The organism is Sphingomonas sp., assembly GCF_039595165.1.
Classification (GTDB): domain Bacteria; phylum Pseudomonadota; class Alphaproteobacteria; order Sphingomonadales; family Sphingomonadaceae; genus Sphingomonas.
Genome location: NZ_JBCNMA010000152.1, coordinates 1 through 7,602, shown reverse-complemented (window position 1 = coordinate 7,602; position 7,602 = coordinate 1). Strand labels below are relative to the sequence as shown.

Here is a 7,602-nt window from a genome sequence, read left to right as displayed (position 1 = left end):
CGTTGTCGGTGGAGCAGATCCAGGCCGGTGGCTTCGTCACCCTGTCGGTGTTCGGTGACGTGCGCGCGGAGGGCGATGTCGCCCTGCGGGCTTCCTCCCCCTCCGTCGCGCTACGCGCGCCACCTCCCCCTGGCGGGGGAGGATTTGTACCGACCGGTGACTGTTGAATGTCGAGTTTCCTGAATCTCCCCTTCGGACTGACGCTCGACCGCTCGTTTCCGTTCGTCCGTCGCGCGGAGGCCCCGCCGCAGCCGCTCGAGCTCGGACCCGGCGACCCCGCCCCGCGTCCCTATGTCCGCACCACCGGATCGCTCAGCCGGCGCATGATCCTGATCGCGGCGGCGTGGATCACGCTGCTGCTCACCGGCGGCGGCTTCGCGCTCGATCGCGTGCTGACCGGCGCGATCACGCGCAACTTCGACGACGGGCTTGAATATCTGCTGACTTCGCTGATCGTCTCCGCCGAGATCGATTCCGAAGGACAGATCGCCTTCAATCGCCAGCTGTCCGACCAGCGCTTCCTCGAGCCCTATTCGGGCCTCTACTGGCAAGTCTCCGGCAAGGGCTACGAGCCCTTCCCGTCGCGCTCGCTATGGGATCGCCAGCTGCGCATCGACCGGGCGCATCAGGACCAGGAAGTCCACACCTACGATTCGGATCAATTCCCCGACCACCGGCTGCGCGTGGTCGAGCGCGACCTCAAGATCCCCGGCTCGCCGGTGCGCTGGCGGTTCCAGGTGGCGCAGAGCCGCGACATGCTCGACGCGCAGATCGCGGCGCTGCGCAAGACGCTGGTGCGCAGCTTCCTGCTGCTCGCCGCCGGCCTGATCGTGATGGCCGCGCTGCAGACCTGGTACGGGCTGATCCCGCTGCGCAAGCTGCGCATCGCCATCCAGCGCATGCGCACCGGCAAGGAATCGCGGATCGAGGGCGCGATGCCGGCCGAGGTCGCGCCGATGGTCGAGGAGCTCAACGCGCTCGTCGCGCACAACGACAAGCAGGCCGAGGAAGCCCGCCGTCACGCCGGCAACCTCGCGCATGCGCTCAAGACTCCGCTCACGGTGATCATGAACGCCGCCACCGCCGAGGCGGCGGACCTGCCCGCCACGGTGGTGCGCGAGGCGCGGACGATGCGCCGCCAGGTCGACCATCACCTCGCCCGCGCCCGCGCCGTCGGCCGCCGCGGCAGCGCGCACAGCCGCGCGCCGGTGTGGCCCAGCGTCGAGTCGGTCGAGCGCGCGGTCTCGCGCCTCTACCCGCATGTCCGCATCGATACCGACGGGCCCAAGGACCTCGTCGCGCATATCGAGCGCCAGGACCTCGACGAGATCATGGGCAACCTCGTCGAGAACGCCGCCAAGTACGGCGGCGGCAGCGTATTCGTGACGGTCAGCGCGCAGGCCGGCTTCGTCGAGATCCTGATCGAGGACGACGGCGTCGGCATCCCCGAGGCGGATCGAATCCGCATCTTCGACCGCGGCGTGCGGCTCGACACCGGCAAGCCGGGCACCGGCCTCGGCCTCGCCATCGTCCGCGACGTCGCCGAGATTTACGACGGCACGGTGAGCCTGGAGGAGAGCGAGGACCTCGGCGGGCTGCTCGTGCGGCTGAGGCTGCCGGCGGCGGGCTAGAGGAAAACCGTCACCCCAGCGAAAGCTGGGGTCTCGTTCGTCACGCGTCGCGAGTGCGGCTGGAGGCCCCAGCTTTCGCTGGGTGGCGGCGGAAGGCCCTATCCCATCACCCCGGAAAACCGCCATCGTCCCGTCACCGGGCTCAACACCAGGTCGCAGCCGCAGTCGCGGCACTTGGTCTCGAATTCGCCGCGTCCCGGACGGTCGCGGCGGCGCGGGCGGTGGATGCCGATATGGCACCTTATTCCGGCTTTCTTCGTGGCAGCCTTGGGCGGTGGCATCGCCGTCTGCTCCTCGTTCAGCCCCCTGAACGCGCCCCTGTCACCGCGGTTGGTGCCCGCCGATCAAGGCAGCTTTCGGGCGGTGGCTTGGTCAAATAGGGCACCGGCCTTCAAAGCCCGCGCATCGCCTCCGCCGCGATCGTCAGGCTGCGCTTGCGCGCGTCATGGTCGAAGATCGAGCTGACCAGCATCACCTCGTCCACTCCCGTCCGCGCGATGAACCGCGCCAGCCCGTCGCGTACCTTCCCGGGCCCGCCGATCGCGGTGCACGACAGCACCTGGTCGAGCATCGCCCGCGCCTGTGGCGGAATCGTCTCCAGATAGCCCTTCACCGGCGGCGGCATGCGAATGCCGGTGCCGGTCGTGCGCAACGCCACGAAGGTCTGCTGCATCGAGGTCGCGAGCAGTTCCGCCTCATCATCGGTCTCCGCCGCGAACACGTTGAACCCGGCCATGGCACACGGCTCGGCGAGCACCGCCGAGGGGCGGAACAGCCGCCGATAGACATCGAGCGCCTCGTCGAGCGATCCCGGCGCGAAATGCGAGGCGAAGGCATAGGGCAGCCCAAGCGCAGCCGCGAGCTGCGCGCCGTACAGGCTCGATCCGAGGATCCACAATTCCGGCCGTGCCCCGCCACCCGGCACCGCGGCGATCCCGGTCTGGCCGTCGTCCGCGAAATAGCTCTGCAGCTCGACGATATCCTGCGGGAAGGCGTCGGAGCTGCTCTCCAGCGTCCGCCGCAGCGCCCGCGCGACCTTCTGGTCGCTCCCCGGCGCGCGGCCGAGTCCCAGGTCGATCCGCCCCGGGAACAGCGCGTCGAGCGTCCCGAACTGCTCGGCGATCACCAGCGGCGCATGGTTGGGCAGCATGATCCCGCCCGCGCCGACGCGGATCGTCGAGGTCGCCGCGCCGACATGCGCGATCACCACCGCCGTCGCCGCGCTCGCGATCCCCGGCATGCCGTGATGCTCGGCCACCCAATAGCGGCTGAACCCCTCCGCCTCGGCATGCCGCGCCAGGTCGGCGGCGTTGGCGAAGGACCGGCTGGCATTGCCGCCTTCGACGATCGGAACGAGGTCGAGCAGGGAATAGGCTGTCATGCCCCGCCAGATGGGAAGCGAACCGCGCCGCCGCTAGCCAAGGATGGCTTAAGCTAAGACAATCAATTCCTCCCCCGGAGGGGGAGGGGGACCAGCGAAGCTGGTGGAGGGGTATTCTCCCCACGCGACACCGCTTGACGAAACTACCCCTCCGTCACCGCTTCGCGGCGCCACCTCCCCCTGGCGGGGGAGGATTTGCCCTCCTCAACGAATCCTATCCTTCCCTCCCCCGCCCCACTCCCCTAAACGCCGCCACGATGCCCCCCGAACTCGCCCATATCGACGCCTGGCTGTTCGACCTCGACAACACGCTCTACCCCAGGAGCGCGGACCTGTTCGCGCGCATCGACGCGCGCATCGGCGCCTATGTCGCGCGCGCGCTGAACCTCGACCCGGCCGAGGCGCACCGCGTGCAGAAGGGCTGGTTCATCTCGCACGGCACCACCCTCGCGGGGCTGATGGCCGAGCATGGCGTCGACCCGCACGAATATCTCGCCGACGTCCACGACATCGAGATGGACGTGCTCGAGCATGACGCGCCCCTCGCCGCCGCGATCGCCAAGCTGCCCGGCCGCAAGATCGTCTTCACCAACGCCGACGAACCCTATGCGCGCAAGGTGCTCGGTCGCCTCGGTCTCGCGGAAAGCTTCGAGGCGATCCACGACGTCCACGCCAGCAACTACGCGCCCAAGCCGCACCCCGACGCCTATCGCAGCGTGTGCGAGGCGTGGAACGTCGACCCGGCCCGCGCCGCCTTCGTCGAGGACATGGCGCGCAACCTCGCGCCCGCCAAGGCGATCGGCATGACCACGATCTGGGTCGACAACGGCTCGGAACAGGCGCCGGACGCCGACCGCAGCTATATCGACCATACCACCCACGACATCCGCCACTGGCTGGAAACCATCCTGGAGCACGCATGACCGACCTCGCCGCCACGATCGACGCCGCCTGGGAAGACCGCGCCAATGTCTCGACCGCGACCACCGGCGCGGTGCGCGAGGCGGTGGCCGAGGCGCTGCACCTGCTCGACAGCGGCGCCGCGCGGGTGGCGGAACCCGTCGCCGACGGCTGGCAGGTCAACCAGTGGCTCAAGAAGGCGGTGCTGCTCTCCTTCCGCCTCAACGACAACGACGTGATCGGCACGCGGAACGGCGACTGGGGCTTCGACAAGGTCCCGCTCAAGACCGCCGGCTGGGACGCCGCGCGCTTCCGTGCCGCGGGCTTCCGCCAGGTGCCGGGCAGCGTCGTGCGCTATGGCGCGCACATCGCGAAGAACGTCGTGCTCATGCCGAGCTTCGTGAACATCGGCGCCTATGTCGGCGAGGGTTCGATGGTCGACGGCTGGGCGACGGTCGGCAGCTGCGCGCAGATCGGCAGGAACGTCCACCTCTCGGGCGGCGTCGGCATCGGCGGCGTGCTCGAGCCGCTGCAGGCCGATCCCGTGATCATCGGCGACGGCGCCTTCATCGGCGCCCGTGCCGAGGTCGCCGAGGGCGTGCGCGTCGGCGAGGGCGCGGTGCTGTCGATGGGAGTCTATCTCGGCGCCTCGACCAAGATCGTCGATCGCGCGACGGGCGAAGTCCATCGCGGCGTCGTCCCGCCCTATTCGGTGGTCGTCCCCGGCACGCTCCCCGGCAAGGACGGCGGCCCCGGCCTCTACTGCGCGGTGATCGTCAAGACCGTCGACGCGCAGACCCGCAGCAAGACCGGGATCAACGAGCTGCTGCGCGACTGATCGCGGCTCAGGCGGCGAGATGATCCGCGCGCGCCGTCAGGTCGCGGCGGCTGAGCCAGCCATGGCCCCAGTCGCGCAGCCCCAGCAGCACCGGCTCGAGTGACCGCCCCTCCGCGGTGATCGAATATTCGACTCGCGGCGGCATCACCGCATAGACGGTGCGCTCGACCAGCCCGTCCTCCTCCAGCTCGCGCAATTGCTTGATCAGCATGCGCTGCGAGCAACCCTTGAGCTCGCGCTGCAGCGCATTGAACCGCCGCGTGCCGCCGAGCAGGCGATAGAGGATCATCCCCTTCCACTTGCCGCTGATCAGGTTGAGCGCGGCATAGAGGGTGCAGCCGGGCACCTGGTCGTAATCGTGCAGCTTCTGCATGGGCATCCCCGGTTACATCGCGGGCACTATGTGAATCCGATTACCGTATTTTCAATTGCGGCCTCGCGCACATTTCCACCGCTCCCCGCCGCGCCGATCCCCGGCCCGGCGTCGCTCCAGGGAGTTGAATGCATGCCGCGACACGTTGAATTCGAACAGACGGGCGGGCCCGAGGTGCTGCGCTTCGTCGAGGCGGAGGTTCCGGCACCGGCCGCCGGCGAGGTGCGCATCGCGGTCAAGGCGATCGGCCTCAACCGCGCCGAGAGCCTGTACCGCAGCGGCACCTACATCATCGATCCCGTCTTCCCCGCCCGGCTCGGGTCGGAAGCGGCCGGCATCGTCGATGCGGTGGGGCCCGGCGTCGCGGGCCTCGCGCGCGGTGATCGCGTCGCGGTGGTCCCGGCGTTCAGCTATCACGACTATGGCATGTACGGCGATCTCGTGCTCGCGCCCGCCCGCGCCATCGCCCGGTTGCCGGAGGATCTGGGCTGGATCGACGCCGCCGCGGTGTGGATGGCCTATGTCACCGCCTGGGGCGCGCTGATCGACACCGCGAAGCTCGCCGCGGGCGAAACCGTGCTGATCCCCGCCGCGTCGAGCAGCGTCGGCCTCGCCGCGATCCAGGTCGCGCGCCGCGTCGGCGCCATCCCCGTGGCGCTGACGCGCACCTCGGCCAAGGCGGACGCACTGCGCAAGCAGGGCGCGGCGCATGTCATCGCCACCGAGGAAGCGGACCTCGTCGCCGAGGTCGAGCGGATCACCCGCGGCGGCGGCGCGCGCGTCGCCTTCGATCCGGTCGGCGGGCCCGGCTTCGCCCGCTTGGTCGCGGCCACCGCGACGCGCGGCACGATCCTCGTCTACGGCGCGCTCGACCCGCGCGAGACGCCGCTCCCGGTGGGCGAAGTGCTGGGCCGCAGCCTGACGGTGCGGGGCTATCTGCTGTACGAAGCCACCTGCGACGACGCGAAGCTCGCCGCCGCCAAGGCATTCGTCCTCGACGGCCTCGCCAGCGGCGAGCTGCGGCCGCGCATCGACCGGACCTTCCCGTTCGAGCAGATCGTCGAGGCGCACCGCTATCTTGAAGCCAACGGCCAGATCGGCAAGATCGTGGTGACGGTCTAGCGCGGCACGCGACGACGGCATCGCGCACGATACCGCTGTCGCGCGCTCGACGTTCTGCGCTACGCAACGGGCATGCGATCCGTCCTCACCGCGCTCCGGCGCCTCGCCTGCCTGATCTGCCTCGCCGTCTTCGCGACGATGCCGCCTGCCCATGCCAGGCAGGCGGCAAGCGCGCCCATCACGCGGGCCGCCTTCGTCAACGCCAATGTCGTGCCGATGGACCGCGAGCGCGTGCTGCGCGGGCAGACCGTGCTGGTCGAGAATGACCGCATCGCCGCGATCGGCCCGCGCATCGCGATTCCCGCCGGCGCCCGCCGCATCGATGCGCGGAACATGTGGCTCAGCCCCGGGCTCGCCGACCTGCACACCCATGTGCAGACCCGCGACGATCTCGCCATCTACCTCTCATATGGCGTCACCACCGTGCTCCACATGGGCGAGGCTTCGAACGCCTTTGTCGGCCGCACGCGCATCGCCGCGAACACCGCCGCCATCCCCGCGCCGCACGTCTATGTCGCGCTCGCGGTCGACGGCTCGCCGCGCTACGGCCATCTCGTCGTCACCACGGCCGAGGAAGCGCGCGCCGCGGTCCTGCTCGCGCGCGCCAACGGCTATGCCTTCATCAAGGTGTACAACAACCTCTCCGCCGAGGCCTTCGCCGCGCTGACCGCCGCGGGCCGCGAGCTCGGCATCCCCGTCATCGGCCATACCGTCACCGCGATGGGCGGGCTCGAGCGCCAGCTCGCCGGCGGCCAGCTGCTCGTCGCCCATGCCGAAGAGTTCATCTACAGCCACTTCTTCGCGCCCGCCGCCGATTCGGGCCAGCGCGTGCCGCCCGACAGCGCGATCCCCGGCGCGGTCGCGATGGTCAAGCGTCACGATGCGTTCGTCGCCGCCGATCTCGTCACTTATCGCGCGATCGCCGGGCAATGGGGCAAGCCCGCCATCGTCCGGGAATCGCTCGCCAGCCCGGAGATCCGCCTGCTCTCGCCGCGCTACCGGCTCGAATGGCCTTTGGCCGGCTACGATACGCGCCAGGGCGACCTGATGCCGCGCGCCGCGTTCCTTGGACGCTTGGTCAAGGCGTTCGCCGACGCCGGCATCCCGCTCGTGGCGGGGAGCGATGCCCCGACCATCCCGGGGGTGTTCGTCGGCAGCTCGCTCCACGACAATCTCGCGCTGCTCGAAGCCGCGGGGCTCACCCGCTACCAGGCGCTCGCCACCGCCACGCGCAATGCCGGCGCTTTCCTCGTCCGCGCGCGAACGCGATCACCCGGATCGTGCGCTTGGGGGCCTGCTTGAGCTGGCCGATCAGATGCCCCGCGGCCATGGTGATGCCGACACCTGCGCCGTCATC

7 protein-coding genes are annotated in these 7,602 nt (G+C 70.0%); 5 read left to right on the top strand and 2 right to left on the bottom strand.

What is annotated here, in order from left to right; all coding sequences use genetic code 11:
• The first annotated feature begins 323 nt into the window (after positions 1-323).
• Positions 324-1,631 (top strand): HAMP domain-containing sensor histidine kinase, encoded by a 1,308-nt coding sequence (locus ABDV68_RS17260; protein WP_343521341.1) that lies wholly within the window; start codon positions 324-326, stop codon positions 1,629-1,631.
• Positions 1,632-2,022: 391 nt separating this feature from the next.
• Here the strand turns inward: ABDV68_RS17260 and ABDV68_RS17255 are convergent, their stop codons facing one another.
• Positions 2,023-3,012, bottom strand: coding sequence for an LLM class flavin-dependent oxidoreductase (locus tag ABDV68_RS17255; RefSeq protein WP_343521340.1), 990 nt, complete (start codon positions 3,010-3,012; stop codon positions 2,023-2,025).
• A 257-nt stretch (positions 3,013-3,269) separates the two neighbouring features.
• Between ABDV68_RS17255 and ABDV68_RS17250 the strand changes: the two genes are divergently transcribed.
• Both ABDV68_RS17250 and dapD read left to right on the top strand, forming a co-directional pair.
• The gene (locus ABDV68_RS17250; RefSeq protein ID WP_343521339.1) at positions 3,270-3,935 is read left to right on the top strand and encodes a pyrimidine 5'-nucleotidase; all 666 of its coding nucleotides are present in this window, start codon (positions 3,270-3,272) and stop codon (positions 3,933-3,935) included.
• The gene (gene dapD / locus ABDV68_RS17245; protein ID WP_343521338.1) at positions 3,932-4,750 is read left to right on the top strand and encodes a 2,3,4,5-tetrahydropyridine-2,6-dicarboxylate N-succinyltransferase; all 819 of its coding nucleotides are present in this window, start codon (positions 3,932-3,934) and stop codon (positions 4,748-4,750) included. Before ABDV68_RS17250 ends, dapD begins: the two co-directional genes overlap by 4 nt.
• Before the next feature lie 7 nt (positions 4,751-4,757).
• Here dapD and ABDV68_RS17240 read toward each other — a convergent pair whose 3' ends face one another.
• On the bottom strand, positions 4,758-5,123 hold the full coding sequence (locus ABDV68_RS17240) for a helix-turn-helix domain-containing protein (protein ID WP_343521337.1): 366 nt from the start codon (positions 5,121-5,123) through the stop codon (positions 4,758-4,760).
• Between the two features lie 132 nt (positions 5,124-5,255).
• Here ABDV68_RS17240 and ABDV68_RS17235 point away from each other — a divergent pair, with 132 nt between their 5' ends.
• Together ABDV68_RS17235 and ABDV68_RS17230 are read left to right on the top strand one after the other, a co-directional pair.
• Positions 5,256-6,245: a zinc-dependent alcohol dehydrogenase family protein gene (locus ABDV68_RS17235; protein WP_343521336.1), complete on the top strand. Its 990-nt coding sequence runs from the start codon at positions 5,256-5,258 to the stop codon at positions 6,243-6,245.
• Between the two features lie 72 nt (positions 6,246-6,317).
• On the top strand, positions 6,318-7,547 hold the full coding sequence (locus tag ABDV68_RS17230) for an amidohydrolase (RefSeq protein WP_343521335.1): 1,230 nt from the start codon (positions 6,318-6,320) through the stop codon (positions 7,545-7,547).
• Positions 7,548-7,602 lie beyond the last annotated feature (55 nt).